This window comes from Petroclostridium xylanilyticum (assembly GCF_002252565.1).
Lineage (GTDB): Bacteria > Bacillota > Clostridia > SK-Y3 > SK-Y3 > Petroclostridium > Petroclostridium xylanilyticum.
Window position 1 is genome coordinate 124,572 of record NZ_NPML01000011.1, and the last position, 26,523, is coordinate 151,094.

The following is a 26,523-nucleotide window of genomic DNA, read 5'->3' on the forward strand; positions in this document are numbered from 1 at the left end:
CGGTATACGGCGGTTCATTAAGATTTAATGTACAATTAGATACCTCTTTGATAAACTCTTGTAACCTATGTCTTCGAAGTATTTATTTGTAAGAGTCATATTGAGTATTTGGCTATTGGATATTCTCCAGTAGCCTTTTCTCGTATTAGCGTATATCCAGGCTTTCTGTTTTTCTAATCCTAATTTTACTAGATTATCGTATTTTGTTTTTATCTTCTTCCATTGTTTCCATATACATGCTCTTAGTCTACGCCTTATCCATTCGTCAAGGGCTTTCATTATTCTTTTCGCATCTGCTAATCCAAAGTAGTTAACCCATCCTGTCGTTATCTGATTCAATCTACGTATTCTATATTCCATACTTATTCCCTTGTTTCGATTGGTTATTTCTCTTACTTTTTCCTTAAGCCTTTTGATGGATTTTTCATGGATTCTTATTCTTACTTCGTTTTCTTTTGTGTAAAACGAGAATCCTAAGAACTTTCTTTTCCATGGTCTATCTACAGCACTTTTTGCTTCATTGACTTTTAGTTTTAATTTGGTTTCTATGAATTTCTTTATGCTTTTCATTACTCTGTTTCCTGCTGACCTGCTTTTTACGTATATGTTGCAATCATCTGCATACCGACAGAATTTATGCCCTCTTCTTTCTAGTTCTTTGTCTAGTTCATCTAACATTATGTTTGCTAATAGCGGACTTAATGGCCCTCCTTGTGGTGTCCCTTCTTCTGTTGCTACTTTGATTCCATTTATCATTACTCCTGATTCTAAGTATCTTCGTATCAGCTTCAGTACTCTTTTGTCTCCTATCCGCTTTTCTAATTTAGTCATCAGTATGTCGTGGTTTACTCTGTCAAAGAACTTTTCTAAGTCTATATCTACTACCCATGTGCATCCTTCGTTTATATATACTTCTGCGGCTGTTACTGCATCTTTTGCACTGCGTCCTGGTCTGAATCCATAGCTATTTTCCGAGAATGTATGGTCGTATATTCCACTTAGTATTTGGGCTATTGCTTGTTGTATTAGTCTGTCTAGTACTGTAGGTATTCCTAGTAGTCTTGTTCCTCCATCTGGTTTTGGTATTTCTACTCTCAGCACTGGTTGTGGTTTATACTTTCCTTCCAGTAATTGTTGCTTTATGGTCGGCCAGTTTTCTTTGAGATACGGTAGAAGTTCATCTACTTCCATCCCATCGACTCCATGGCTTCCTTTATTTGCAACTACTCGCTTGTATGCTTCTTTCATGTTTTCTCGGTCTAGTATCATTTCAAGCAGATTACTGGTGTATCTTTGTACATTGTTTCTTCTATCTTTTGACGCCGATGATATACTATGCACTTCCGCTGTCTCTTGAAATTCCATTTCTTGATTGAGCGGATAGCCTCTTTGTTGAGTTGTCTGCAGTCTTTGCATATCTTTCGAGTTCATAAGATTTCCAAAACCTCCTAATGTTCGGTCCTTCCTTATCTATTCATGACTAGATAAGTACTATGACCTCTGCTGACTTCTCAAGGTTCAGCCATACATCACTGTATGGGTTGTCATTTCGGAGTTCACTTTAATGACTCGTCCTTGAGACCTCCCCGGGTAAGAACGATAACCTTCATCTCGTCTATCTGCCAGATTTACTGTATGGAGTTCGGGTAGTGTTGGACTTCGTTTTGTTTAGCAAACTCGTCCGCCCCAATTCAGCCTCTTATCTGGTTTTTGTTCATCAGACCGAGATTTTGCCTACCACTTCCTTCAGATTCCACCTCGCGATGGACACCCTTGCGGTTCAGCTAGTGGTTCCCACTACCAAGCCCACAGCGGACTTTCACCGCCTAGTTATCGCCCATGCCGGGCGCACTAAAATAAAAAAATTCCAGCATAAACTGGAATTTTTTTATTACTCCTCTCATATCCCCTACACTCTTCATACCGGTCATTACGGCAAAGTACTAATGTAAATCTCGTTGCAATCCTGCCGTAGCTATTTCTTCTTTGAAAAGTATATCAGCTTCTTTTATTATTTCAAACTTTTCCTTAACAATATCATCGATTACCCTAATCGCAAGACCCGCCAGATCGTGTGACAACTCCCTTTAAGATGGCTAAAAAATCGTATCTCCATGTTCTTTCGTCCTGCCATCCCTGTGATTCTTTGTCGTTATGTTTACTTAATAATTTTCATAAAAATAACCGCTATCCCTTATGGGTAGCGGCATTCATCTGGAGCTGGTAGCCGGAATCGAACCGGCGACCTGATCATTACGAGTGATCTGCTCTGCCGACTGAGCCATACCAGCACTTGATTGCAGTTAATTACGAAAATATATTATATACACTTATTATTAAAAAATCAAGCTTATTTATCTTCAATTAATATGATTTTTCCCTCAATTAAACTCTTCTGCACATCAATTACTCTCTGATTCTCTGAACCACGGAATTTTAACAATAGATTCTTCATTTGTTCTATAAATGGGCCATCCACCATGACATCAATATATTTTATCAATTCTCCCCACTCCGGGCGGGTCGCCTGACATTCACTGAGAATATCTTCAAAAATATACCCGGTGTAAAGCCATGTATTCATGCCCATTTCTTTAACTCTTTTTGCAATTTCACTGCAGGCGGCTGCCTGTTCAAGAGGTTCCCCTCCAGAAAAAGTGATGCCTTTATGAAGCTTCAGTCTGGAAATCTGTGCTATGATATCGTTGACGTCCGCCTCAATTCCTGCATCAAAGCTGTGTGTTTGCGGGTTATGACACCCCTTGCACCGGTGTGGACACCCCTGGGTCCATATCACAGCCCGGATTCCCGGACCATCAACGATACTATCTTTTGTGATGGGTGCTGCTAATCTTATTTTCATTATGTTATTACCTCACTTATCATTCTAAACAAGATAATTATACTTAAAAATTAATATCAACCGCCACACCGGGCACACCCGGCACAAATAATGATAAAAATATGCTTGATTGGTCAGGGCTTCGACAGCGGTTTTTGTTTTACTCCCCACTGTTCACTCCTCACTATTTTCATATCAACGGACTATAATAAGTAGTACGCTCTCCCGTCTTGTTTAGTAACTTATTTATACAATTATACACTATTTCTATCCCTTTTTCAATTTGTTCAGGATAAACTGCCGCAAAGCTTATTCTTATATTTCTATCAGTATCAGCTGCATTACTCGTATAAAATATTTTTCCAGGAATGATCAAAACATCCCGTTTAGCACACCCATAATACAACTGAATCCCTGAAACACCTTCCGGTAAAGTCAGCCACAGGTTTAAACCACCATTAGGTTCATAGATGCTTGCACCCAAATCTCTTAATGCAGCAATTTCCCCAAGTATTTTTTTATATCTGTCTTTGTATATTTCCTTCATGTAATCAAGATGCCTTCCCCAAATTCCTTTTTGCAGATATAGGTCAAATGCCCTCTGGATCAATCCCGAGGAAGATATATCGGTAGTATGTTTGGCTTGCAGGATGTCCTTAAAAACTTCTGAAGGTGCAATTAGAAAACCTATACGTAAGCCGGGCATAAGAACCTTGGAGAAACTCTTAATATATAAAACTCTATCATATTTATCCAGTGACTTTAGCGTATGCGGCGTGCTGTCTTCTGTAAAGTTTAAGTCAGTCAAGAAATCATCCTCGATTATAAAAAAATTATTGCGATAAGCCAGGTCTAGCAAATATTGCTTCTTTTCCCTGGAGTAGCAGAAAGTTGTAGGATTCTGATAATTTGGCATGGTATAAATTAACTTAGGCCGATAGAGCTTAATATACTTTTCAAGCACACTTATATTTATGCCGTCGTGCTCTATAGGTACTCCCACAATCTTCGCACCTCTTGATTTAAATACTGCAATCGCACCCGTATAGGTTGGATTTTCTACTAAAACATAATCTCCGTGATTAATTAAAGCTTTTGCAATAACATCTATTCCCTGCTGCGCTCCTGAAATAATTTGAATATCATCCTGGTGGGCTTTAATAGAATAGTTCATATTAAGAAATTGAGAGATAGAATGTCTCAAAGACTTATAACCGTTACTTTCATGATAACCGAATGCCTGTCCTTTATCGCGGTCTAAAACTTCAATTAGAACCTTCTTAAAATCTTCAACAGGGAAAAGGTCCGGAGTAGGAGTTGCACTGGCAAAATTAATACTGTTTTCTGAGAGTGTAATTTGTCCCCTGCTCATTAGTTGAATGTCTTCTTCTTCAAAAAAGGTATCTTCTTTTACCTGAATTTCCATATCCGTCGGCTGTACTGCTATATATCTTACCGGAGCAACATAAACCCCACTTCCCGTTTTTGAATACACATAACCATTCTGTTCTAAGAGCTTATAGGCATTGACGACAGTAACTGTATTTACCTCCAGCTGTTCTGCCAGTTTTCTTATTGCAGGAAGCCTTGAACCTTTAGCTATATTCCCCTTAACAATTAATTTTTTTAAATGTTCAAATAGTTGAATATATAATGGAACACTATTACTCCTATCCAATTGTATCGATGCAATTTCCCGCATATTCTATTCCTCCAGAATTGTATTGACACAATACCAATTGTATGTAATAATTGAAGTTAATAAAGCAGTTTGCCAAACATTGTATCGATACAGTTATTATACCAAAACAAGCTTTGCCTGTAAATACTTCGTTTTTAAATAATACTCAACTCAACAAATAACTTAAAAGAATTAGGGTATTTTATAATTAACCAACTTTAAAAATAAATATTTATATAGTTCACAGTTAACAGTTCACAGTAGTAAACGATTTAATAGCTTTTACCGTGAACTGTGAACCGTGAACTGTGAACTGTTAACTTATTGACTTTATCTGCCATGTAAAATCATTATCAGTAAATATATAGATATTAAAGTTGGTTAATTTCATCGATAACTACATTAATTTATTTTTAACTTTAATATTGGTTATCGATATAAACATAAATATTAATTTTAAGAAAGGATGTTGAATATGAATGAAAGATATGAATTAAACAAAAATCTCGCCCAGATGTTAAAAGGCGGCGTTATTATGGATGTTGTAAATGCCGAACAAGCACAAATTGCTGAAAAAGCCGGTGCCGTAGCCGTTATGGCTTTAGAGAGGGTTCCTGCCGATATTCGAAAACAGGGCGGGGTGGCAAGAATGTCCGACCCAAAATTGATTAAGGAAATTAAAGCGGCTGTTTCAATCCCTGTAATGGCTAAAGTAAGAATTGGCCATTTTGTTGAGGCTCAAATTCTTGAAGCTCTGGGTATTGATTACATAGATGAAAGTGAAGTACTTACTCCTGCAGATGAGATGTTCCATATTAATAAACATGATTTTAAAATTCCTTTCGTATGTGGAGCAAGAAATCTCGGAGAAGCATTGAGAAGAATCGGTGAAGGTGCTTCCATGATTAGGACCAAGGGTGAAGCAGGTACCGGCAATGTAGTGGAAGCTGTCCGCCATATGAGGACCATGATGAGCGAAATCCGCAAGCTGCAGAATATGCCTAAAGAAGAATTAATGACTGCTGCAAAAGAAATGGGTGCTCCCTATGACTTAGTAGTATGGGTTGCCGAACATGGAAAGCTTCCGGTAGTAAATTTTGCAGCAGGTGGAATCGCTACTCCTGCTGATGCGGCACTTATGATGCAGTTAGGCAGTGACGGTGTTTTTGTAGGCTCAGGAATATTTAAATCAAGCGACCCGGAAAAAAGGGCAAGGGCCATCGTCAAGGCTACCACTTATTACAACGATCCTAAAGTGCTGGCAGAAGTTTCAGAAGACCTTGGAGAAGCTATGTATAGTTTGGAAATCAGCCAGATTGCCAAAGAAAATCTATATGCCGAACGTGGATGGTAAAAACGGACTGATCTGCAGTGGAGGTTAACATGATAAAAATAGGTGTATTAGGGCTTCAGGGTGCTGTAGCTGAACATATAACAATGTTACATCAGTTTGATAATGTGCAGCCTGTAGTAGTAAAGACGAAACCGGAACTCGACTCTGTAGAAGCACTGATTATGCCCGGTGGTGAAAGTACCGCCATAGGGAAACTGCTTGATGATTTTAATTTGATGGATGTATTGGCGGAAAGGATCAGAAAAGGTATGCCGGTATGGGGGACCTGTGCTGGAATGATTCTTTTGGCGAAAAAGATTAGTAACCATGACAGAACTTTTTTGAATGCTATGGATATACAGGTTCGTCGTAATGCTTACGGAAGCCAGTTGGACAGTTTTCGGACTACGCTTAATATACCAGAAATTTCAGAGGCTGAGATTCCGCTGGTATTTATTCGTGCCCCCTATGTTGAAGAAGCATGGAACGACGTTAAGGTGCTGGCTAAAGTAGATGATAAAATTGTTGCATGCAAGCAGAACAATATGCTGGCAACTTCCTTTCATCCCGAACTAACCAATGACCTCAGTTTTCACAAATACTTCATTGAAAAGATGGTTAAGCCTGGAAACATAAATGCAGACTAGTGATAGTCTGCATTTTTTGTATAACTTAATCAGTTTTAACTTTACATTCTAAATGATTCCACTTTCTTTAATCAACTTAACTGCCCTTAAAATTTTCTGCTCCGATTGAACAAGCGCAAGACGCACATATCCTTCTCCTCTTTCACCAAAGCTGCTGCCTGGAACTACGATTACGCCTGTCTTGTCCAGCAAATCAAAGGTAAATTCTACCGAAGATGAATATTGCCTGGGAATAGGCGCCCATACAAACATAGTTGCCTGAGGCTTATCAATCATCCACCCTATTTCTTTTAGGCCCTCAACAAGTATATCCCTTCTCCTTTGGTAGGTCTGAACAGTTTCCTGTACATAAGTTTGCGGGCCTTGCAATGCAGCAATAGCTACCTCCTGCACCGGCAGGAAAATTCCGTAGTCCAGATGAGATTTTAATATTTTTAATTGTTCTATTACTTTATTATTACCCATCGCAAAAGATATCCTACAACCGGGGATGTTATAGGTTTTAGACAACGAATTAAATTCCACGCCAATATCCTTTGCTCCGGGAATACTCAGGAAACTGCCCCCCTTTATTCCATCAAAAGTAAGTTCACAATAGGCATTATCATGAACCACTACAATATCATATTTTTTTGCAAACCATACCAGCTTTTCATAAAACTCCGGTGGTGCAACAGCAGTAACCGGGTTATTAGGATAAGAAACGATCATCATCTTAGCATTGTGGGCCGTAGTACTATCTATTGCATCTACATCAATAAGAAAGTCATTCTCTCTTAATAACGGCATTTTATGCAGCTTTGCACATGCAATGGAAGGACCTACGCTAAAAATAGGATAGCCAGGATCAGGAACCATTACAACGTCTCCCGGGTCAGCTAAAGTTAGTGCTATATGCCCCAAACCTTCCTGCGACCCCATAAGGGATGTTATTTCATCCGGTTGTAACTGTACACCAAATCTTCTACCATACCATTCAATAACCGTTTCTATCAATTCAGGTTTGTCCTTAACCGCATATATGTAATTCCCCGGGTCCCCTACCGCTTCCTGCATCGTTTTAATAATATGAGGTGCGGGCGGAATATCAGGAGTCCCAATACTAAAATTAATCACTTCTCTACCCTGGGATAATAATTCATTCTTTTTATTATCCAAGTGGGCAAATATAGCAGACGCAAGTCCTTCCATTCTTTTAGAAAATATCATATCTATCACCAACTTTTTTATAGTTCGTAGTTCGTGGTTGGTAGTTTGTAGAAGCATAGTATATCACTATGAATTATTAACTGTAAACCATGAACTATTTCTACAATAATTATACCAGAAAAATAAAAACATCCATATAAAATTGCTAAATAAAATAAAGATTTTATTCCTAAATACTTCCATTTTTTGAACTCTTATGTTATAATAATTAAGTAAACCATACCAAAGAAGAGGGGATTTCAATGAAAGCTAAAGATCAAATACCTATGTGTTGTAATTGCAAACGTGGGAGACGCATACCCCTTACGAATGATATATTATGTCCAATACATGGTGTTGTCTCCGGGAGTTACGCATGCAAAAAATATAGTTATAACTTTTTTTTAAAAAAACCAAAACGTAGAAGAAGCATCAATACTGGTGAATTCAGTTTCAGTGATTTTTCCATAGTTGATATGGAATAATTTTTTAACTATGCTATCATTGCGTATTTTTTTAATTGATTTTACCTCTTATATGGAATATAATATATTTAACTTATAAAACTTACCGGGTGATATGATGAATATAAGGGTTAGTGATATATTTAAAGAAAAATTAGATAGTATACAAGCTCGGACTCCGCTTAAAATTCCTGTAAAAGAAAGTCCTGTGCCATTTCAGGAAATGCTTGATACTGCGATGGGCAAAAATGATACTGCTTTGGATAATCAACCAGCAGATAAATCTCAGCTCATGTCTTCTATTGAAAAGGCTGTATATGAAGCAGGACAAAAGTATAATATACACCCTAATGTCATTAAAGCTGTTATAGCAGCTGAGTCTGGATTTGACGCAAACGCTCTCTCGCCAAAGGGGGCTCAAGGATTAATGCAATTAATGCCCGGTACCGCTAAAGTACTCGGTATAAAAAATCCTTGGAATGTATCCGAAAATATTCATGGTGGAACTAAATACCTAAGAGAGAAACTAGATCAATTTAATGGTGACATAAAATTAGCATTAGCTGCTTACAATGCAGGACCTAATAGTGTAATCAAATATGGTGGCATTCCACCTTATACCGAGACTCAAAATTATGTAAGAAATGTGCTTAAATACATAGATCAATATAATACAGGGCAAAAACGCTAATATGCTTTTATATGAGGGCAAACCTGTGGGCTTGCCCTATTTATATTTATATGCACGTTCTTTGTTATATAGGTGTATTCCTTCTTCGTTGCTTGATTCAAGTTTAATTCTAGAGGAGTGGAGAGTATAATCCACTGAAAATGTTTATACTGCTCACTTTCCACTGTCCACTAATTCTATTGTTAGATTTCGTTTTGATATTTTAAATTTCATACCTCAAATATGTCATAATTTAGCAAAGAAATTTCTAATAATGGGCTCCATTTTCCCTGATTCAATTAAAAATCCATCATGACCAAAGGGTGACTTTATTTCTTTATACTCCACATCAATATTATTCCTCTTCATATCCTGCACAAGCTCCTTCTGTTGACATACAGGGAAAAGAATATCAGAACTTATTCCTATTACCAATGCTTTTCCCTTAAAGGCCTTTAAAGCATTGTCTATGCCGCCAAAGTCTCTCCCCAATTCAAATAAATCCATTGCCCTGGTAAGATAAAGGTAGCTGTTGGCATCAAATCTTTGTACCAGTTTTTTTCCCTGGTAGTGGAGATAGCTCTCTACTTCAAATTCGTTATTAAAGCTTTCGAAGAGATTATTTCCTTCTCTGGCTCTTCTTCCAAACTTTTTTAACATAGATTCGTCACTCTGGTATGTAATCATACCAACCATTCTGGCCAGGGAAAGCCCTGATTCGGGCTGATTCTTGTTGTCATAGTAATCTCCATTATTCCAGTAAGGGTCAAGGGTGATTGCTTTTCTCTGTACCTCATTAAATGCAATAGCTTGTGGGTTCAGGCTCTTTGGTGCTGCCATAACAATAATACTGCCTACCATTTCAGGGTACTGTACTGCCCATTCCAGTGCCTGCATTCCCCCCACAGAACCGCCCACTACTGATACCAGATGACTGACTCCCAGGTAGTCCAGTAACCTTTTTTGAACATTCACCATATCTTTTATAGTAATAATAGGGAAATCCATCCCATACCTTTTTCCTGTTTTAGGATTTACAGAAGACGGACCGGTAGTACCCTGGCATCCCCCTAACACATTGGAACAAATAAAGCAATATTTGGAGGTATCAAACATCAAACCTTTTCCAACAAATTTTTCCCACCACCCCTCTTTAGGATCGTAAGGGTCATGCCGTGTAACATGGGAATCCCCTGTTAATGCATGAGTTATTAATACAACATTCGTTTTATCCTGATTCATCTCACCAAATATCTCATAGGCAACAGTAATAGGGCCAAACTTTTTACCACATTCTAAAATAAAATCTTCATTTTCTGCAAAGGTATAAAACTGTTTATAGCTGCTTGCAGTATTACTCACTACTAGTTTCCCCCTCATGCCTGAAATTATTTAGTCGCTTTGTCAATTGCCTGTTCCAAATCGAATATTAAATCCTCTGCATCTTCTATTCCAATAGATAACCTTACCATATCCGGACTGACCCCTGCAGCTTTTAACCCTTCTTCTGAAAGCTGGGAATGCGTGGTACTTGCAGGATGAATCACCAGGGATTTTGCATCTCCGACATTGGCAAGATGTGAAAAAATTTCCAGGCTATCGATAAATTTTTTTCCTGCCTCGACCCCGCCTTCAAGACCAAAAGTAAATATTGCTCCCTGTCCCTTCGGCAGATACTTTTGTGCCAGATGGTAGTATTTGTTGGTTTCCAAACCGGGATAATTGACCCAGCCTACTTTTGGATGGTTCTCCAAATACCGTGCTATCGCCAGTGCATTGGAACAGTGCTTTTGCATTCTAAGTGAAAGCGTCTCCAAACCTTGAAGGAATAGAAAAGAGTTAAACGGAGAAACCGCCGGCCCATAATCTCTTAATAGTTGAACGCGGGCCTTGATAATAAAAGCAGCCGCACCAATATCTTTTACGTAATTGACACCGTGATAGCTGGGGTCGGGTTCAGATAATCCAGGGAACTTTCCGTTATCCCAGTTAAACTTCCCGCTGTCTACAATAATTCCTCCCATAGAAGTACCGTGCCCGCCTATGAATTTGGTAGCAGAATGTATCACTATATCAGCACCAAAGTCAAACGGTCTGCACAAATATGGAGTTGTAAAAGTACTGTCAACGATGAGTGGTACTCCATTCTCATGAGCAATATTAGCTATTGCTTCCAGGTCGGCAACATTAATGGTCGGGTTTCCTATCGTTTCAACAAAATAGGCCTTGGTTTTTTCTGTAGTAGCATTACGAAAGTTCTCCGGGTCATCAGGATTCACAAGTTTCACATTGATCCCCAGTTTCGGAAAAGAGTGCGTAAATAAGTTGAAGGTACCACCATATAATGTGCTTGCGGAAACTATTTCATCTCCTGCTCCTGCTATATTAAGGATAGCCAATACAACAGCAGCATGGCCGGAAGCTACTGCCAGGGCGCCAACACCACCTTCTAAAGCTGCAACTCTTGCTTCAAATACTTCCTGCGTTGGATTGGAAAATCTGGTGTATATGTGTCCGTTTTCTTTTAATGCAAAAAGATTTGCAGCATGCTCAGAATCTCTAAACATATATGCAGTCGTCTGATAGATGGGTACGGCCCTCGAGCCGGTAGCAGAATCGGGCACCTGCCCTGCATGTACTTGCAACGTATCAAAACCTAGATTTCTTTTTCTCATATATTACTGCCTCCTTAAAAAACAAAAATTAAAACCTCCTGTGAGACAGGAGGCTTATTATTTTTCTCTATTAATTCCTCTTATCTCTCAGGTAAAAACCTGCTGGATTTAGCACCACTGCGATTTACGCCGGTTGCCGGGCTTCACTGGGCCAGTCCCTCCGCCACTCTTGATAAGATTTAACCTTTATTAAATTAATATGATTTTAACATTGACTTTAACATTTGTCAATAAAAATTACTTTTTGATAATTTCAGGATCTCTTTCAACAGGCTCTTTTAATGCCATATGCCCTTTAAAGGTTTCAATCTTTTGTCCTTCTATTAAAAATTGTACTTTATTAATATGTTCAAGCTCGGTAAGTGAATTAACAATAGAATAAATCGTCATAATTTCACCTGCGGATCCCCCGGGGTGTTCTGTCCTAAACTCATTGGACAAATTTACAAAACATATACCCTCTTTTGTTTCTATGGAAAGCAGTTTCGTTTGTGCGGGTACCGTAGCAAAAAGATTTTTATCCTTAGGCCCCTTAATAAGCTCTTCTATTACATATTTCTCCACAGGCTCGTTATCTTTAACCACTACTACTCTCTTCTCAGGTACGAGATTCTCCCAGCCATTTCCGGCAAAGTATAACGTCAATGTAGTTTTGTCTTTTTCTGAAGGAGCGGCTTCAAACACTACGTCATCTTTACCTAAAGGTCCAAAAGGTTTGCCGCTGGGACCAATAAGTTCTTTTCCTTCTACTAAAATCAATACCTTCTGTATATTAGGTAAATCAGATAATGTATTCACCAGTGAAAAGCGTGCAACGATCTCGCCAATATCACCCGATTTATAATATTCCTTCGAAAAATTAACTGTGACTAAAGTACCCTCTTGCTTAATATCCAGTAACTTAGTCCCTTCCGGAATGGCTTTTTTCATTTCTAAACTTACAGGCCCTTTTAGTAATTCCTGTATGGCGATTTTAGGCAATTTCTTTGTATCTTCCACAACAACTTCTCTGGTCTCGGATAATATTTTACTATTTTCCTTATCGGTAAAATACAAGTTTATTTTTTGTTTATTTTGTGGTTTTGCCTGAAGCATGTCCGCTGATTTTTTTATATCACCTCTACCCATACTGCAACCCCACATAAAAGCAATAATTAAAAGTAATACTGAGACCAGAAATATTTTTTTCATACAAAAACCTCCAAAAAATCATACTATAGCTTGAATAAGTATATATGATAAAGTTTACAAAAACATTACTAATTGTTACGAAAATATTAAGTTTCACGATAAGGAATAGTAATCTTAAACCTACTTCCCTTTCCTTCTTCGCTTTCTACCTGTATATCTCCTCCATGAAGCTTTACAGCGTCCAATGCGATTGAAAGCCCCAGCCCTGTACCGCCGGTTTCCCTCGCTCTTGCCTTATCAACTCTATAAAACCTGTCAAAGATTTTGTTTATTTCAGTACCGGAAATGCCAATCCCATTATCTTCTACAATGATAGTAACGCTGTATTCAGACTTATCAATGTCTATTGTTACATTTCCTCCTTCCGGAGTATACTTAATACTGTTGTCAACAATATTAAAAATTGCCTCCCATATTTTATCTTCATCAACCAGTACAAAAATATCTTCATTAGCTTTTAATCTTAATTCTATACCCTTTTTCCCGGCCAAAGGAGATAAGCTTTTTACTATTCCCTGCAAAAGCGCCTTCATGTTGACATTTTTCATTTCCAATTCATTTTCAAAGATATCCATCCTGGTAAGCATAAGGAGTTTATCAATAATTCTTGATAAACGGTTGATCTCGTTATTGATATCGCTCAAAAACTCTTTTATAATCGGCATCTCCAATTGCTGCATATGCATAAGGGACTCTGCTAACACTTTAATCGAACTCAGGGGTGTTTTAAGTTCATGGGAGGCATCGGATACAAATTGGTGCCTTTTTTCTTCCACCTGATTTAAACGTTCGATCATTTTATTAAAAGCTGTTCCCAATTGAGCAATTTCATCATTTCCTCTTATTTCAACCTTTCGATTTAGCTTTCCATCAGACATATCCCTGATTGCAGCAGTCAATTCTTCTACAGGACCCGTTATAACTCCTGCAAGAAAAAAACTTAATAACCCGATGAGCAAACTTACAACTAAGGTAATGCCGTATAGTTTTTTTCTGAAATCTTTTAAAAAGTCAACAATATTTTGTGCAGAGGTAGATAGATACACTACACCTCTCGTTTCTTTTTCCTTAACAATTGGTACTGCTGCATTAATGACCCATCCGGTTTCTTCTTCAAAATGAGTTTGCACATCATTGCCTTTCAGTGCCTTTACCACTTCCTCTTTTAAAAGCACCTTGCCTTTCAGGTTGTTTGCTTCAGCCGTATCAAATAAAACTTTGGCTTCTTTATCCGTTACGATAACCCGGATATTTTTATCAATTTCTAATTGCTTGATGGTCTGCTTAATCAATTCGTCGCTGTATTCGATATACTGTGAGGTGATATTTGCAACTACATTTGCCCTGGTAAGCAATTCTACACCTCTTTGATTAAAAGAGTATTCTTCTAAAGAATCCTGTATATAAATATCTATTAAAAATAATGTCAACAGAATAATAAGAAAATAGGTTATAACCACCCTCCACCTGATACTGAAGAACCGGTTACTGGATTTCTTTAAAATAATAACCAACTCCCCATTTTGTTAATATATAATCAGGTTCAGCCGGGTTGGGCTCGATTTTCTCTCTTAACCGCCTAACATGAACATCCACAGTCCTTATATCACCCGGATAATCATAACCCCAGATGATATCCAGCAGGTTCTCCCTGCTGTAGACTCTTCCCGGATTAGAAGCAAAAAGGTCAATCAGGTCAAACTCCTTCGCAGTCAATTCAATTTCCCTGCCTTTTATTTTTACCTTTCTCGAATTGTAATCCAGTTCAATATCCCCTTTGGATAAATTACCCTTGCGTGGTTCATGCCCGGATGATGTCACCCTTCTTAAAATTGCTTTTACCCTTGCCTTCAATTCTAAAATATTAAAGGGTTTGGTAAGATAATCATCAGCACCATATTCCAATCCAAGAATTTTATCAATGTCTTCATTCTTCGCAGTCAGCATGATGATAGGAACATTGGAAAACTCCCGGATCTTCTGGCATACTGTAAGTCCGTCAACCTTAGGCAACATTAAATCCAGTATAATAATATCTATACTTTTATCTTTTGCAAGCTTAATAGCTTCTTCACCATCGTAAGCTACTTCTACCTGGTAGCCATCTTGCTCAAAGTTAAATTTAATCCCTTTTACCAATAATTTTTCATCATCAACAATTAAAATCTTCAAAATAGTCCCTCCTCAACGCACTTCAATTAAATCTTTGATTTGTTCGAATTTTTTCTCTCCTATACCCGGTACATTCATTATATCTTCAATGGTCTTAAATCCGTTATTTTGATTTCTAAAATCAATAATTTTCTTTGCAGTAGCAGTCCCGATTCCGGGAAGTTTATCCAACTCCTCGGCACCGGCGGTGTTAATGTTGATCTTGCCGTTATTTCCCGATAACGTTTGCTGTGAAGATACCGCTTCCATGTTATTTACCCTTTCTCCTTTAGCAGGAATATACACATCCTGCCCATCCCTAAGCGGAGCCGCAAGGTTTACAGCATTTAAATCTGCGGTATCCAATTCACCTCCTGCTAATTTTAGAGCATCCCATACTCTTTTTCCTTCATCCAGAGTTACTACTCCAGGATTTTTGACCTGTCCTTTGATATGGACCATAATTTTCTTTGTCTCAGGTGGTTCCTGCTCCTTAACTAACTCTTTTTGTAACGCCAATTGTTGTGCATAAACCTGGTCAGTATCTTTCACTTCCAGTTGAATAGGTTTTGTTTTATTATAATTTAACATAAAAGTTCCGCCAATAGCAACCAATAAAACAAGAGATACTATTATTATAACCTTTTCTCTTTTTGTTAAGTTAAACATTTATTTATTCACCTCGCAAAAAGTGTTGTTGTAAGAACTATAAACTATTTTAATAGTAATATTCTATTTCATTTAAAAATTTCCTTTTTTTTTCTCAAAGTTTTTCTTCTTTTTTTCTGTAATTATTGACCATTTTCTGTTATACTAGATTAGGATATCTATATGATCAATAAGGGAGGTACTCATGCAAAAAAAAGTCGCACTTATAATTTTGTTTTTATTTTTTATTAATATCTTCGCTATACCTGTATATGCACAATCTCCTCAAATCAATTCTCCTTCTGTCATCTTGATTGATAGTGCTACCGGTAGAATTTTATATGAGAAAAACAGCCATGAAAAAATGTATCCTGCAAGTATTACTAAAATTATGACCGCCATACTGGCCTTGGAAAAAGGAAATCTTAATGACATTGTCACAGCAAGTTCAGAGGCTGTTTTAAGTGTTGATGCAGGCGGAAGTAATGTTGGTATATTACCTGGTGAAGAACTTTCTTTAGAAAATCTGTTATATGCACTGATGATATCGTCTGCTAACGAAAGTGCAAATGTGATTGCTGAGCACATAGCAGGTAGTATAGATGAATTTGTAAAGTTAATGAACCAAAGGGCTGCCGAATTAGGTGCTAAAGATACATATTTTGTAAACACCAATGGCCTTCACGATGACCGTCATGTAACAACCGCCTATGACATGGCATTGATTTCCAGACATGCTATGACAATACCTAAATTTAGAGAAATTGCAAATACAAGTTACTATGAAATACAACCCACAAATAAATATAATGAGAAAAGGTATCTTTCCAATACCAACCATCTGATCAATAAATACCGTGCAACCAGGTACTATAATTACTTATACGAGCCCGCAATCGGGATAAAAACCGGTTATACATCTAAAGCAAACCATACTCTGGTGGCTGCTGCAAAAAAGAACGGTCTCGAGCTTATTACGGTAGTAATGGGTTCAAAATTGGATGGAATGAAGTATCAGTCTTATGAAGATACTATTAACTTGTTTGAATACGGTTTTAACAACTTTGGTATGCAAACTATTGTAAAACCCGGGGATATTATCGATGAAGTAAAGGTAATGGATGCAAAGGCTAATGAACATGTAATCCTGCTGGCAGAGCAAGCTTTAACAGCTTTGCTGCCTAACAATGTGGATAAAAATACTATCCAAAAGGAGGTATATCCTCTTTCCAATATTAAAGCACCCATTAACAAAGGAGATGTATTAGGTTTTGCTACTTATAAATATCAAGACCAGGTCCTTGGAAAAGTTAACCTGGTTGCTGATAGAAATGTTGAACAGGAACCTATCGTTATTGTAAAAAATAAAACCATTTCCATATTAAATTCCCTATGGTTCAGGGTTTTAACCGGTGTAATTGGTTCGGTATTAGTTATTCTTGTAATACTTCGAATAGCCAGAAGAAAGAAAAAATATTCATTTTCCCGGAATAAAGTTAGATATATTAGAAATAAAAAGTGGTAAGCACCAAAATGCTTACCACTTTTTATTCATATCAAAGCAACCGCTTCAATTTCAACTCCTACATCCCTTGGAAGCTTAGCTACCTGTATGCAGGAACGGGCAGGATAGCTGCCGGTAAAATACTGTGCATATACCTCGTTTACTGCCGTAAAATCATTCATGTCTTTGAGGAAAACAGTAGTTTTTACTACATTACCCATGCTCGTACCTGCTGCCTTTAAAACCTCTTGAAGATTATCCAGCACCTGTCTTGCCTGTGCCTTTATATCCCCTTGTATAACTTCTCCAGTTGCAGGCGAAATAGGAATCTGTCCTGAAGTAAACACCATATTTCCTACTTTTATTGCCTGAGAATAAGGTCCTATTGCGGCCGGAGCCTTATCAGTGCTGACTACCTGTTTTATGGTGTTTTGCTGATCCATTCAAAATGCCTCCTTTGTATGGTTTAGGGTTTAGAATTGAGGAGTGAAAGCTAGAGCTTTCCATCAACTCTAAACTCTAAATAATTACTTAACAACAATATTTACCAGTTTTTCAGGAACTACAATGACCTTTACTACCTGTTTCCCCTCTATCAACTGCTGAATCTTTGCACTTTCCATAGCAGCTTTTTCTGTTGCTTGCTTATCCAAACCTGTAGGAATCACCAGTTTATCCTTTACTTTACCATTAAGCTGGACTACAATTTCCACCTCATCTTTTACAAGGGCTTCCGGGTTGTAAGCAGGCCATTTCTGCTTGTGCACGCTTCCCTGTTCACCTATATGTTGCCACAATTCTTCGGTAATATGTGGTACGAATGGAGCAAGCACAATGATTAAGTTTTCAATTGCATCTTTTAGCAGAGGAACATTATACTTATCCTTTTCTACCTTTTCTTTATATTGATACAGTGCATTTACAAATTCCATAACAGCACTTATTGCCGTATTAAAATTAAAGCGCTCACTTACGTCTTCAGTTACCTTTTTAATGGTTGCATGGAGCATATATCTTAACTCTTTATCCTCTGAAGATAAAGAACTACCATCCAACTCTCCTGCACCTTTTATGATATCGGTAAAGTCCTCAACAATTCTCCATACCCTGTTCAAGAAGCGGAAAGACCCTTCTACCCCCTGGTCACTCCATTCCAGGTCCTTTTCAGGAGGTGCTGCAAACAGGATAAATAATCTTGCGGTATCGGCACCATATTTATCGACTATTTCCTCAGGGCTTACAACATTTCCAAGAGACTTGGACATCTTGGCACCATCTTTTAGTACCATGCCTTGTGTCAATAAATTTGTAAAAGGTTCATCTACCGAAACATAGCCTAAATCATACAATACTTTTGTGAAAAACCTGGAATATAACAAGTGAAGTATTGCATGCTCAACACCGCCAATATATTGATCTACCGGCATCCAGTAGTCAACGGCCTGTTTGGAGAAAGGTTCTTTATCATTACATGGGTCACAGTATCTGAGGAAATACCAGGACGAACAAACAAATGTATCCATAGTATCCGCCTCACGCATTCCTATCTTTCCGCATTTTGGGCATTTTGCCTTCATAAAGCTTTCAGAACCTTTTAATGGTGATTCTCCCGCCCCTGTGAACCTAACATCGGTGGGCAGCAATACCGGCAAATCTTCTTCGGGAACCGGGACAGCACCGCACTCATCACAATAGATAATAGGAATAGGTGCACCCCAATATCTCTGCCTGGAAATCAGCCAGTCCCTTAACCGGAAATTAACCTTTCTTGTCCCCAATCCCTGGCTTTCAATGTAATCTATGATTTTCTTTAATGCTGCTTCATTTTTTAGTCCATTAAATTCTCCTGAATTTACCATAATTCCCTCAGCCGGGAAAGCTTCTTTCATTGTTGCCCCATCAAGCTGTTGTCCTTCCGGTTGAATGACTACTACTACCGGCAGGTTATATTTTCTTGCAAATTCAAAATCTCTCTGGTCATGGGCAGGTACTCCCATAACTATACCGGTTCCATAGTCCATTAATACGTAATTTGCAAGGTAAAGCGGTACTTTCTCATTATTAAGAGGATTAATTACATATCTTCCAGTAAAAACACCCTCTTTTTCAGTTTCAGTAGAGGTTCTTGTAATTTCATTTAAGTACTGCATTTTATCTATAAATTTTCTACATTCCTCTTCCTGCGGCATTCCTTTGATAAGTTCCTGCACAACCGGGTGCTCGGGAGCTATAACCATGTAAGAAACGCCAAATATGGTATCCGGACGGGTAGTATAAACAGTTAAAGTTTTATCCATACCATCAACTTTGAATTGTACCTCTGCCCCTTCACTTCGTCCAATCCAGTTTGACTGCATGAGCTTAACCTTTTCAGGCCATCCTTTTAATTTTTCAATGTCATCCAGCAGCCTTTGGGCATAGTCAGTAATCTTGAAAAACCACTGTTCTAAATCCTTCTTACCCACATCCGACTTACATCTTTCACACTTCCCGTTCACTACCTGCTCATTTGCTAATACGGTTGCACAGGACGGGCACCAGTTAACAAAAGATTTTTTCTTATAAGCCAATCCATTTTTATAGAGCTGCAGGAACATCCATTGCGTCCATTTATAGTAGCTCAGATGGCAGGTAGCAACTTCCCTGTTCCAGTCATAGCTGATACCCAGTTCCTTAAGCTGTCTTCTCATATTCTCAATATTGGACCAGGTCCATTCATTTGGGTGAACACCATGCTTGATTGCGGCGTTTTCAGCCGGAAGACCAAAAGAATCCCATCCCATAGGATGCAGTACATTGTATCCATTCATTACTTTAAATCGGGCAACAACGTCACCTATCGAATAGTTTCGTACATGTCCCATGTGAAGGTTTCCTGAAGGATAAGGAAACATTTCCAGGGTATAGTACTTCGGTTTGTCATTCTTTTCAACCTTAAAATGCTGGTTGTCTTCCCAGTACTTTTGCCATTTTTGCTCAATTTCACTAAAATTATAACTCATCATTTATCCCCCTCGTTATTATACTCTATTAATAATTGCCTGGATATCTACACGTGGAGCATCAGACCATAGTCTTTCAAGATTATAAAAGGACCGGGATTCGTGGTGAAATATGTGTACGACCACTTCACCATAGTCCAAAAGAATCCATCGGGCACTGGCATATCCCTCTTTATGAATAGGCACACGTCCTAGCTCTGCCAGTTTTTCTTCCACAGCATCAGCCAGTGCTTTAATCTGGGTGGTTGAATTACCTGAACAAATAACAAAATAATCTGCCAGTAAAGATACATTTTTGATATTTAAAACATCTATATCCTGAGCTTTTTTATCATCAAGGACCTCTACGATCTTTAATGCAAGTTTTTCGCCATTCAAATTCACAATATTCTGTTGCCTCCTTACTCCTTAAATAATATGTAAAAAATTTTCATTAATCTCTCATATTAAATAATAGAAATTAAGAGTAATAGTAAAATATTCAGTGTCTATGGTTCGTAGTTGATAAATTTTATGGTTTTTAACACGGACCAAGAACTACAAACTATGAACTATTTAATTATTTTACTACATATTATTATAAATTTCTAGATTCTGTGAAAAAAAGAACGACAAAGTCGCTCTTTTATCGTATTTCGCTTATATCATTTCCAACAATGACGGTTACATCAATTTTGCTGTCTTTATCCAAGTCCTTATCTGTCTCAATTTCCCCGAGTGCTTTTGAAATTTCTTTTGCATATCCTTTGGTTGTTCTATCCACAGCCTTTGTTTTACTGTAATGCACACCTCCAAAGTTACCTGTCCTTACAACATTAAAACCTTTTTGTTTTAAATCTTCAGCAACTTTTGCAGCTGCCCCATCAGTATTAGAGCCGTTTAATACTTCAACCTTAATGAACCTGTTTTTCCAGCTTGGTTTATATTCTGCCTCTTTTTTTACGGACTGTTCTTTCTCTTCCTTACTTCCCTCTTGTTGGTTATTATTACCTAAATCTTCTTTTTCAATACCTTCATTTATTTCTTCTGATGGAGTAAAATAATTCTTTATTAGTTCGTCAGTTTTTTCCTTGTCATGAAGAAAGTAGGAAATCCCTCCAATATAGCCGCTATCTCCCGGCAGCATCATCATATTGATTTTACTTTTATCCAATTGAAGAGCATCTCCTATATATTTTCCGATTTCCTGGACTTCAAAATTAGTTTTCACATTTTTGATTACAATCGCCACCAACTTAGGGATCTTAAAAATATTTTTTAAGCTGAGGGCTTTATCTATTACTGCGTTAATAAACTCCTGCTGTGCCTTCATCCGTCCAAGGTCTCCATCCGGATAACCTGTCCCATCGGAATTCTTTCTAAACCGTACAAACATCTCAGCCTGTTTTCCGTTAAGCACCTGTTCCCCTTTATTTAGTTTAATATATAACCCTTGGTAGGGGTCTTCATAGTACATATTAATTGGAACATTTACTTTTACTCCACCTATTTCATCTATAAGCGTCCTGAATCCTTTAAGGTTAACTAAAACATATTTATCCACGTCTACATTTAACAAATTTTTTATTGCCTCAAAAAGCGCCTGTTCTTTTCCGAAGGCATAAGCCGAATTTATTTTTTTATCGCTTCTTGTGGTTTCAATCTTTGTATCTCTGGGTATCTGCAGCATATTTACTCTTTTTGTCTTCAAATCATACTGTGCCAGTATGATTACGTCTGTCCTATATCCATCCGCATCAACGCCTAAAAGAAGCACATTTAACAGAGTTTGTCCTTCTTCAGTTTTTTCCGTTATCTTCTTAGCTTTATCCGAACTTGTTCCAGCGCCGAATTCCATCCCGGAGCCATCATCATGACCGGCAATCCGGTAAGACAAGGCTACCCCGCCAGCCACAACCCCTGCTACTAGTGAAAATGTAATTAATATTAACAATATCAGTCGGATAAATACTTTAAAATTCATATAATCACTCCTGATGTATCCCTCATCTCTCGTACAATAAAATGTAATTTCTTGCATCTATAGTATTTGGATGAATCAACTTTCCAAGTGATAAAACAAACCTGATTGTGTTATCTATTGCCATCAAAATTGCTTGATTTAAATCTTTATATGCAATTCTACGAAGCTTATCTACCCCCGGGAAATCCCGGTTAGGCTCAATAAAATCTGCCAGGTAGATTATTTTACATAAAGTTGTCATCTCCGCTTTGGCTACCGTATGATAATGCACTGCTTCCAAAATCTCTTCATCAACTATTCCAAACTGATGCTGCGCTATTTTAGCACCTAACGGGCCATGAATTAATTGCATCTCCGCTTTGGAAATATTATCTAATACTATATCAAACTTGTCGCATAATTGCAATATTTGTTGCTTTTTTATATCTTTTGCACAATCATGTAATAATCCGGCGATTCTTGCCTTTTCGGCATCACAACCATAAAGTTTTGCCAGTTCTATTGCTGTATCTCTTACACCTATAGAGTGTCTAAATCTACATGGTGTTAGCATACCTTTAAGTTTATCCATCATTGCACTTTCGTTCATTACCCTATAAACCCCCGATGTAAATTAAGATAACCTATATAAATAACACTGAATATATCACATGCATTATGACGGGTAAGTATCATCATGTATGAAATGTTGCAGCTATTTTTATGTTTTAAATCCCAGAATTAACCAGTGTACAAATTATTCTTATAAATATAATTTTCAACAGATTCGGGCAACAAATATTTTATTGGCTGATTGCTCTTTACCCGTTCACGAATATCGGTAGAAGATATAGCCAACGATGGCACCTCTACAAAATGGATCCTGCTATTATAATTAACTGTCAAATATTCTATGTCTTTAAAAAGATCATCATGGTGATAACCAGGCCTGGTTGCTGCTACAAACTCACATATTTTCAATAGCGATTCAGCGTCCTTCCAGGTAAGAATTTGGTTCAATGCGTCTGCACCGGTAATGAAGTAGAATTGAGCTTTTCCCTGAAATTCAACATTAAAGTTTTTTACTGTATCTATGGTATATGTATAGCCTTCTCTGTCAATCTCAATTCTTGAAACTTCAAAATATGGGTTAGTGGCTGTTGCCAGCAATGTCATCAGATATCTATGATTCTTATCCGTGACCATTTGATCAACTTTATGTGGAGGATTTCCCGCCGGAACAAATATAACCTGATCCAGATTGAATTTTGCTCTTGCAGCTTCCGCCGTAACCAAATGTCCATAATGTATCGGATCAAAGGTTCCACCCATAATTCCTATTTTAAGCAACTCATTTTGTAATAATTCTATTTTGTTTTTAACTGATTTTATCATTATTAAAATAACCACCCTGCCAATTTTTACTCAAACACATTATACCATATTTCTTTTTAGGGTAAATAATAAAATCTTTTAATAAAAGATTTTTATGTAAAAAAATCACGAAACTTTTTATCAAAAAAACAAAAAGGAGACCGGAACTCCGGCCTCTTTTTCATTGGTACTTATTAACTTTTACAGGTTTCTTTCGATCATAGCAGCAAAATCTTCTTTTGACCTTGCTCCTACTACCTTATCAACAACTTCACCATTCTTGAAAAGCATAATAGTAGGAATACTCATTACTCTAAATTGAGCTGCCAATTCTCTCTGTTCATCTACGTTGACTTTTCCAACCTTTGCTCTTCCTTCAAAATCACTAGCCAGCTCATCAATAATCGGTGCCACCATTCGGCAAGGCCCGCACCAACTTGCCCAGAAATCAACCAATACAGGCATATTAGAATTCTTTACTTCTTGAGAAAAGTTATCGTTTGTAAGAGTTAGAACTTTTTCACTTGCCATAATACATCTCTCCTCTAAAATTATTTACTGGTACATTTATACCAACTTATTAAATTCTTAAACTTATTTCATGAACTTCAGTACTACATCTATTAATTCATCTATAGATTCTTCTCTACCTTCAGTACTGATAGCTTTTTTTATACAACTCCTGGAATGGTTTTCAAGAATCAGGCCTCCCACTTTATTAATGGCAGCTCTTATTGCAGCAACTTGAACAAGTATATCTGCACAATATTTCTCTTCCTCTACCATCTTATATACACCTTTCACCTGGCCTTCGATTCTTTTTAATCTCTTTAGTATATCTTCCTTGCAGTTTTCGCACTGTGCCATATCTTAGCCCCCAACATACCCCCATGGGGTACTTTTGATTTTATTATATAAGTTTTTCCTTTAGTTGTCAATACTATTATTCCAAAAAAATAAAAAAAAATTAGGGAAATTTCTATCAATTCCCTAATCATACCATTCCCCACTACTCACAACCACTATTTCACTCTTCTTTAAACAACGCCGTACTCAAATATCTTTCTCCAGTATCCGGAGCAACTACCACTACTCTTTTTCCTTTTCCTAATTTTTTGGCCATCTGTAAAGCCGCATTCACCGCCGCACCACTGGAGATACCAACTAAAATACCTTCCTGGCTTGCAAGCTTCCTCGCAGTTATAAATGCGTCTTCATCGGCAATTTTTATTACTTCATCTATAATATTTTTATTAAGCACCTCAGGTATAAAGCCGGCACCGATACCTTGAAGCTTATGGGGGCCCGGTTTGCCTCCGGAAATAACCGGTGAAGCTTCCGGTTCCACTGCAATTACTTTAATTGATGGAATTTTTTCTTTTAATACTTCTCCAACCCCGGTTAAAGTACCGCCGGTACCAACTCCGGCTACAAATGCATCAATATTTCCTTCTGTCTGTGTCAAAATCTCTACTGCAGTTGTCCTTCTATGAACATCCGGATTTGCAGCATTTCTAAACTGCTGAGGCATAAAATAACCGGAATTTTGACTAACCAGCTCTTCCGCTTTTGCAATAGCACCCCTCATGCCTTCTGCGCCAGGAGTAAGTACCAGTTCTGCTCCATAAGCCTTTAAGAGATTTCTTCTCTCAATACTCATTGTATCCGGCATAACAAGTATTACCCTATATCCTTTTGACGCACCTACCATTGCAAGACCTATACCTGTATTACCACTGGTAGGTTCTACAATCGTAGAACCAGGCTTAAGTAGTCCTTTATTTTCTGCATCTATTATCATATTCAAGGCAATTCTGTCTTTCACACTGCTTCCGGGATTAAAAGATTCTAATTTTACCAATACTTCCGCACTATCTTCATCTACCAGACGGTTTAACCTCACCATAGGCGTTTGACCTATTAGTTCATAAATATAATTTGCAACACGCATCTTTATACCTCCCCTTATCATACATAATTTAATGCAACCAGTACACAAGCTTGAACAGTGTTAATCCCTTTTTCTTCTGCAAGCTTCAATAGTTCATCATTTACTGTACCAGGTTGAAGCCATATATTTTTTATCCCTAATCTTGCTGCTTCTTCCACTACTTTGATTCCATGTCTTGGCGCTACCACCATATCAATTACGTCCGGAACTTCAGGTAATTCGCTCAAGTTTGAATAGCACTTATCTCCTTCGACCTCTGAATAATTCGGATTTACAGGATATACTTTATATCCCCGGCTTTTAAGTTTCTGATAGATCTTGTAGCCATACTTCTCCTGATTTTCAGTAGCTCCAACCACTGCCCAGGTTTTCATTTTCAAAAGTTCTTCTTCTCTCATAGTTACCACCTCGTTATTTAGCATTTTAATTTAACGCATTGTGCTATATAGTTCACAGTTCTCAGTTCACAGTAGTAAACGATTTAATAGCTTTTACTGTGAACCGTGAACTTATTGACTTTATCTGCTATGTAAAATCATTATCAGTAAATATATAGCTAAATTATATTCCAATCACTGAGTTTCAAGGCTAAGAGCCTGTAGAAGATAACAATTTTCCTTTTTCATCAATAGCAATATATTTTGTCGCTACTTTACTTATATTTACCCTTCCGTTAGTAATATCAATCATATTTTGGATAAACTGCTCCGATTGTTGAGCATTCACGAGAACAAATAATGTCACATCCTCTTGATATATGGTACCATCAATAATATGTCCGGAATTTACTATTTCATTCTGGATTTTACCTAACAAAGTATAATCTGTTTTTATTTTAATATTATCACAAAGCCTCATGTATATAATTCCCGCAGCAACCAAACCCTCTTTAGCACTTCTTCCATAGGCTCTGACAAGTCCTCCTGCTCCTAAAAGCGTACCTCCAAAATATCGCGTAACTACAACCACTACATCCTGCAGTTGTTCTTTTTTTATTACCTCAAGCGTAGGAATACCTGCCGTACCTGCCGGTTCTCCGTCATCACTATACCTTTGGATATTGTTATTGCCAATTACATATGCATAAACATTATGAGCAGCATCCCAGTACTTTGATTTTAGCTCATTAATAAAATCTACAGCCTCCTGCTCTGTAGTCACAGGTTTTACACTAGCAATAAAACGGGATTTCTTTTCTATTATTTCTGCCTGTCCATATTGATATACCGTTTTATACTCACACTGATGTTTATTGTCCAC

Annotated in this window: 26 protein-coding genes, 1 tRNA gene and 1 riboswitch; of the genes, 4 read left to right on the forward strand and 23 right to left on the reverse strand. The window is 37.5% G+C overall.

From position 1 onward, the window contains the following. Positions 1-24: 24 nt before the first annotated feature. The 5 genes from ltrA to pdxR form a co-directional block, all read right to left on the reverse strand. Positions 25-1,431 carry a group II intron reverse transcriptase/maturase gene (ltrA, locus tag CIB29_RS06315; protein WP_094546069.1) on the reverse strand — a complete coding sequence of 469 codons (1,407 nt, stop codon included), beginning with the start codon at positions 1,429-1,431 and terminating at the stop codon, positions 25-27. Positions 1,432-1,943: 512 nt separating this feature from the next. Next, positions 1,944-2,081, reverse strand: coding sequence for a hypothetical protein (locus CIB29_RS18510; protein WP_157910224.1), 138 nt, complete (start codon positions 2,079-2,081; stop codon positions 1,944-1,946). A gap of 134 nt (positions 2,082-2,215) precedes the next feature. Next, positions 2,216-2,291: transfer RNA gene (locus CIB29_RS06325), tRNA-Thr, on the reverse strand. A 59-nt stretch (positions 2,292-2,350) separates the two neighbouring features. Further along, a complete protein-coding gene (gene nrdG, locus CIB29_RS06330; protein ID WP_094547863.1) occupies positions 2,351-2,863 on the reverse strand; it encodes an anaerobic ribonucleoside-triphosphate reductase activating protein in 513 nt (170 codons plus the stop codon). Positions 2,864-3,032: 169 nt separating this feature from the next. Next, complete coding sequence (gene pdxR / locus CIB29_RS06335; RefSeq protein WP_094547865.1) at positions 3,033-4,544, reverse strand: MocR-like pyridoxine biosynthesis transcription factor PdxR; 1,512 nt, start codon at positions 4,542-4,544, stop codon at positions 3,033-3,035. Positions 4,545-4,998: 454 nt separating this feature from the next. On the opposite strand from pdxR, the gene pdxS reads away from it, so the two are divergent. Together pdxS and pdxT are read left to right on the forward strand one after the other, a co-directional pair. After that, positions 4,999-5,877, forward strand: coding sequence for a pyridoxal 5'-phosphate synthase lyase subunit PdxS (pdxS, locus tag CIB29_RS06340; RefSeq protein WP_094547867.1), 879 nt, complete (start codon positions 4,999-5,001; stop codon positions 5,875-5,877). A gap of 29 nt (positions 5,878-5,906) precedes the next feature. Beyond that, entirely contained in the window at positions 5,907-6,503 is a 597-nt protein-coding gene (pdxT, locus tag CIB29_RS06345) for a pyridoxal 5'-phosphate synthase glutaminase subunit PdxT (protein ID WP_094547869.1), read from the forward strand. A 48-nt stretch (positions 6,504-6,551) separates the two neighbouring features. Here the strand turns inward: pdxT and CIB29_RS06350 are convergent, their stop codons facing one another. Further along, positions 6,552-7,712, reverse strand: a complete 1,161-nt coding sequence (locus CIB29_RS06350) for an aminotransferase class I/II-fold pyridoxal phosphate-dependent enzyme (RefSeq protein ID WP_094547871.1) — start codon at positions 7,710-7,712, stop codon at positions 6,552-6,554. A 558-nt stretch (positions 7,713-8,270) separates the two neighbouring features. On the opposite strand from CIB29_RS06350, the gene CIB29_RS06360 reads away from it, so the two are divergent. Continuing rightward, entirely contained in the window at positions 8,271-8,846 is a 576-nt protein-coding gene (locus CIB29_RS06360; RefSeq protein ID WP_117434602.1) for a lytic transglycosylase domain-containing protein, read from the forward strand. Between the two features lie 225 nt (positions 8,847-9,071). On the opposite strand, the gene metX is transcribed toward CIB29_RS06360, so the two are convergent. From metX to CIB29_RS06390, 6 genes are all read right to left on the reverse strand, one after another. Further along, the gene (metX, locus tag CIB29_RS06365; protein WP_198543774.1) at positions 9,072-10,187 is read right to left on the reverse strand and encodes a homoserine O-acetyltransferase MetX; all 1,116 of its coding nucleotides are present in this window, start codon (positions 10,185-10,187) and stop codon (positions 9,072-9,074) included. 26 nt (positions 10,188-10,213) lie between these two features. Then, on the reverse strand, positions 10,214-11,500 hold the full coding sequence (locus CIB29_RS06370) for a homocysteine synthase (protein WP_094547879.1): 1,287 nt from the start codon (positions 11,498-11,500) through the stop codon (positions 10,214-10,216). Between the two features lie 77 nt (positions 11,501-11,577). Then, a riboswitch (SAM riboswitch) is annotated at positions 11,578-11,679 on the reverse strand. 58 nt (positions 11,680-11,737) lie between these two features. Further along, complete coding sequence (locus CIB29_RS06375) at positions 11,738-12,691, reverse strand: GerMN domain-containing protein (RefSeq protein WP_094547881.1); 954 nt, start codon at positions 12,689-12,691, stop codon at positions 11,738-11,740. Positions 12,692-12,777: 86 nt separating this feature from the next. Beyond that, the gene (locus CIB29_RS06380) at positions 12,778-14,151 is read right to left on the reverse strand and encodes a sensor histidine kinase (protein WP_198543775.1); all 1,374 of its coding nucleotides are present in this window, start codon (positions 14,149-14,151) and stop codon (positions 12,778-12,780) included. 25 nt (positions 14,152-14,176) lie between these two features. After that, positions 14,177-14,863 carry a response regulator transcription factor gene (locus CIB29_RS06385; RefSeq protein ID WP_094547885.1) on the reverse strand — a complete coding sequence of 229 codons (687 nt, stop codon included), beginning with the start codon at positions 14,861-14,863 and terminating at the stop codon, positions 14,177-14,179. A 12-nt stretch (positions 14,864-14,875) separates the two neighbouring features. Beyond that, complete coding sequence (locus CIB29_RS06390) at positions 14,876-15,511, reverse strand: helix-hairpin-helix domain-containing protein (protein WP_094547887.1); 636 nt, start codon at positions 15,509-15,511, stop codon at positions 14,876-14,878. A 184-nt stretch (positions 15,512-15,695) separates the two neighbouring features. Between CIB29_RS06390 and CIB29_RS06395 the strand changes: the two genes are divergently transcribed. After that, positions 15,696-17,015, forward strand: coding sequence for a D-alanyl-D-alanine carboxypeptidase family protein (locus CIB29_RS06395; RefSeq protein WP_094547889.1), 1,320 nt, complete (start codon positions 15,696-15,698; stop codon positions 17,013-17,015). Between the two features lie 26 nt (positions 17,016-17,041). Here CIB29_RS06395 and CIB29_RS06400 read toward each other — a convergent pair whose 3' ends face one another. The 11 genes from CIB29_RS06400 to CIB29_RS06450 all read right to left on the reverse strand — a co-directional run bounded on the left by CIB29_RS06400 (position 17,042) and on the right by CIB29_RS06450 (position 26,523). Then, entirely contained in the window at positions 17,042-17,437 is a 396-nt protein-coding gene (locus CIB29_RS06400; RefSeq protein ID WP_278335834.1) for a RidA family protein, read from the reverse strand. 84 nt (positions 17,438-17,521) lie between these two features. Further along, positions 17,522-19,999, reverse strand: coding sequence for a leucine--tRNA ligase (gene leuS, locus CIB29_RS06405; protein ID WP_463208304.1), 2,478 nt, complete (start codon positions 19,997-19,999; stop codon positions 17,522-17,524). A 15-nt stretch (positions 20,000-20,014) separates the two neighbouring features. Continuing rightward, positions 20,015-20,374, reverse strand: a complete 360-nt coding sequence (gene rsfS / locus CIB29_RS06410) for a ribosome silencing factor (RefSeq protein ID WP_094548133.1) — start codon at positions 20,372-20,374, stop codon at positions 20,015-20,017. A gap of 247 nt (positions 20,375-20,621) precedes the next feature. Further along, on the reverse strand, positions 20,622-21,959 hold the full coding sequence (locus tag CIB29_RS06415; RefSeq protein ID WP_198543776.1) for an LCP family protein: 1,338 nt from the start codon (positions 21,957-21,959) through the stop codon (positions 20,622-20,624). Between the two features lie 22 nt (positions 21,960-21,981). Then, complete coding sequence (yqeK, locus tag CIB29_RS06420; RefSeq protein ID WP_094547895.1) at positions 21,982-22,548, reverse strand: bis(5'-nucleosyl)-tetraphosphatase (symmetrical) YqeK; 567 nt, start codon at positions 22,546-22,548, stop codon at positions 21,982-21,984. Positions 22,549-22,679: 131 nt separating this feature from the next. After that, on the reverse strand, positions 22,680-23,333 hold the full coding sequence (gene nadD, locus CIB29_RS06425) for a nicotinate-nucleotide adenylyltransferase (RefSeq protein ID WP_094547897.1): 654 nt from the start codon (positions 23,331-23,333) through the stop codon (positions 22,680-22,682). A 180-nt stretch (positions 23,334-23,513) separates the two neighbouring features. Beyond that, positions 23,514-23,843, reverse strand: coding sequence for a thioredoxin (trxA, locus tag CIB29_RS06430; RefSeq protein ID WP_094547899.1), 330 nt, complete (start codon positions 23,841-23,843; stop codon positions 23,514-23,516). Between the two features lie 63 nt (positions 23,844-23,906). After that, on the reverse strand, positions 23,907-24,179 hold the full coding sequence (locus CIB29_RS06435; RefSeq protein ID WP_094547900.1) for a metal-sensitive transcriptional regulator: 273 nt from the start codon (positions 24,177-24,179) through the stop codon (positions 23,907-23,909). A gap of 160 nt (positions 24,180-24,339) precedes the next feature. Next, positions 24,340-25,263 carry a cysteine synthase A gene (gene cysK / locus CIB29_RS06440; RefSeq protein WP_094547902.1) on the reverse strand — a complete coding sequence of 308 codons (924 nt, stop codon included), beginning with the start codon at positions 25,261-25,263 and terminating at the stop codon, positions 24,340-24,342. A gap of 17 nt (positions 25,264-25,280) precedes the next feature. Next, positions 25,281-25,661, reverse strand: a complete 381-nt coding sequence (locus tag CIB29_RS06445) for a CoA-binding protein (RefSeq protein WP_094547904.1) — start codon at positions 25,659-25,661, stop codon at positions 25,281-25,283. A gap of 190 nt (positions 25,662-25,851) precedes the next feature. Continuing rightward, on the reverse strand, positions 25,852-26,523 hold the full coding sequence (locus CIB29_RS06450; protein WP_094547906.1) for a YigZ family protein: 672 nt from the start codon (positions 26,521-26,523) through the stop codon (positions 25,852-25,854).

Excerpts from the sequence above, each read along its gene's own strand:
- CIB29_RS06415 (WP_198543776.1), bottom strand. The coding sequence starts at position 21,959 with ATGAATTTTAAAGTATTTATCCGACTGATATTGTTAATATTAATTACA.
- CIB29_RS06390 (WP_094547887.1), bottom strand. The coding sequence starts at position 15,511 with ATGTTTAACTTAACAAAAAGAGAAAAGGTTATAATAATAGTATCTCTT.
- CIB29_RS06435 (WP_094547900.1), bottom strand. The coding sequence starts at position 24,179 with ATGGCACAGTGCGAAAACTGCAAGGAAGATATACTAAAGAGATTAAAA.
- CIB29_RS06375 (WP_094547881.1), bottom strand. The coding sequence starts at position 12,691 with ATGAAAAAAATATTTCTGGTCTCAGTATTACTTTTAATTATTGCTTTT.
- CIB29_RS06350 (WP_094547871.1), bottom strand. The coding sequence starts at position 7,712 with ATGATATTTTCTAAAAGAATGGAAGGACTTGCGTCTGCTATATTTGCC.
- ltrA (WP_094546069.1), bottom strand. The coding sequence starts at position 1,431 with ATGAACTCGAAAGATATGCAAAGACTGCAGACAACTCAACAAAGAGGC.
- CIB29_RS06370 (WP_094547879.1), bottom strand. The coding sequence starts at position 11,500 with ATGAGAAAAAGAAATCTAGGTTTTGATACGTTGCAAGTACATGCAGGG.
- CIB29_RS06360 (WP_117434602.1), top strand. The coding sequence starts at position 8,271 with ATGATGAATATAAGGGTTAGTGATATATTTAAAGAAAAATTAGATAGT.
- yqeK (WP_094547895.1), bottom strand. The coding sequence starts at position 22,548 with ATGAACGAAAGTGCAATGATGGATAAACTTAAAGGTATGCTAACACCA.
- CIB29_RS06400 (WP_278335834.1), bottom strand. The coding sequence starts at position 17,437 with ATGGATCAGCAAAACACCATAAAACAGGTAGTCAGCACTGATAAGGCT.
- pdxT (WP_094547869.1), top strand. The coding sequence starts at position 5,907 with ATGATAAAAATAGGTGTATTAGGGCTTCAGGGTGCTGTAGCTGAACAT.
- pdxS (WP_094547867.1), top strand. The coding sequence starts at position 4,999 with ATGAATGAAAGATATGAATTAAACAAAAATCTCGCCCAGATGTTAAAA.
- CIB29_RS06445 (WP_094547904.1), bottom strand. The coding sequence starts at position 25,661 with ATGAGAGAAGAAGAACTTTTGAAAATGAAAACCTGGGCAGTGGTTGGA.
- cysK (WP_094547902.1), bottom strand. The coding sequence starts at position 25,263 with ATGCGTGTTGCAAATTATATTTATGAACTAATAGGTCAAACGCCTATG.
- nrdG (WP_094547863.1), bottom strand. The coding sequence starts at position 2,863 with ATGAAAATAAGATTAGCAGCACCCATCACAAAAGATAGTATCGTTGAT.
- nadD (WP_094547897.1), bottom strand. The coding sequence starts at position 23,333 with ATGATAAAATCAGTTAAAAACAAAATAGAATTATTACAAAATGAGTTG.
- CIB29_RS06395 (WP_094547889.1), top strand. The coding sequence starts at position 15,696 with ATGCAAAAAAAAGTCGCACTTATAATTTTGTTTTTATTTTTTATTAAT.
- trxA (WP_094547899.1), bottom strand. The coding sequence starts at position 23,843 with ATGGCAAGTGAAAAAGTTCTAACTCTTACAAACGATAACTTTTCTCAA.
- pdxR (WP_094547865.1), bottom strand. The coding sequence starts at position 4,544 with ATGCGGGAAATTGCATCGATACAATTGGATAGGAGTAATAGTGTTCCA.
- leuS (WP_463208304.1), bottom strand. The coding sequence starts at position 19,999 with ATGATGAGTTATAATTTTAGTGAAATTGAGCAAAAATGGCAAAAGTAC.